The organism is Flavobacterium sp. MFBS3-15, assembly GCF_026107645.2.
GTDB lineage: Bacteria > Bacteroidota > Bacteroidia > Flavobacteriales > Flavobacteriaceae > Flavobacterium.
Map to the genome: position 1 here is coordinate 1 of NZ_JAPCHV010000042.1, position 1012 is coordinate 1012.

The 1012-nt window shown below is 34.3% G+C and carries 1 protein-coding gene; it reads right to left on the reverse strand.

Annotated features, from left to right (window positions below; genetic code table 11):
* Positions 1 to 43 precede the first annotated feature (43 nt).
* Positions 44 to 1012, reverse strand: a 969-nt coding sequence (locus OGH69_RS18215) for a transposase (protein ID WP_265175927.1), incomplete at its 5' end; no start/stop codon positions are given.

Below are 1012 nucleotides of genomic sequence, written 5' to 3' on the forward strand. Positions count from 1 at the left end.
GCTCCGCATTCTATGATATAAAACAATTAAAATCAGTAAAAAATTATCCTGCGAATTTATATGTATTTATAAAGGGTGACTGTCTATTGATTACAGAGAATACTCTGCTAACTATCTTACATCTTACATTGTTTTGTACAAGCATTTTTGGTTTTCCCTGCTCTCTTTTTTTAATATAATATTCTTTCATTTGAGGATCGTGCTGAATGGCTGATATTACTCCCATTTGCAGCAATGATTTCATTTTTTTATCAGCCATGTCGTTAACCTTTGCCCGTCCTTTTATGCTTGATCCCGAACTATATTCGAATGGGGCAATACCAGAATAACACGCCAGTTTTCTCCAATTGTCAAAAGCTTTAAACCCTTTTGTGGCAATTATTAAATATAGAGCTGTTTGAGGGCCAACCCCAGGAACACTTTGGATAAGTTTATATTGCTTTTTAAGCTCTTCCTGGCTCATAATTATTTCTTTGATTTTGTTTTCAACAGAATCTTTTGCTTTGTTTAATTCTCGTATTGTCTTTGTGTTGATTGCTTCAATAGCGGCATAAACTTCTTTTGGTATAAAACCATTATTTTCTTTGGTTGACCTAAATATGTGCAATGCTTTCATAACCTTTTCACGCTCGGAGAATAACAATTTCAATTGTTGTATCTCCTTATCAGCCATTGAGGAAAGCTTAAGTTTATCTAAGTTCCTAAGACTATAGTAAGCGATATCTTTAGAGTCGGCCTTATCACTCTTGCCTCTTGATATACCTTTGGACCTCTTGATTTCAATAGCAGGAACTATCCAATAATCAAGTTTGTTTTCGGATAGAAAACAGCTCAAAGGGCAAGTATAGATGCCAGTGTTTTCACAACAAAACAATACATCTGAAAGCTTGATGTCCATATCTCTTAATTTCGAAACAATCAATTTTATACCCGCTTGGGTATTCCCTACCACAAAATGACTTGCAGTTTTAGGAGATGTAACATCCATAACAGACACATCTAATTTCAATTT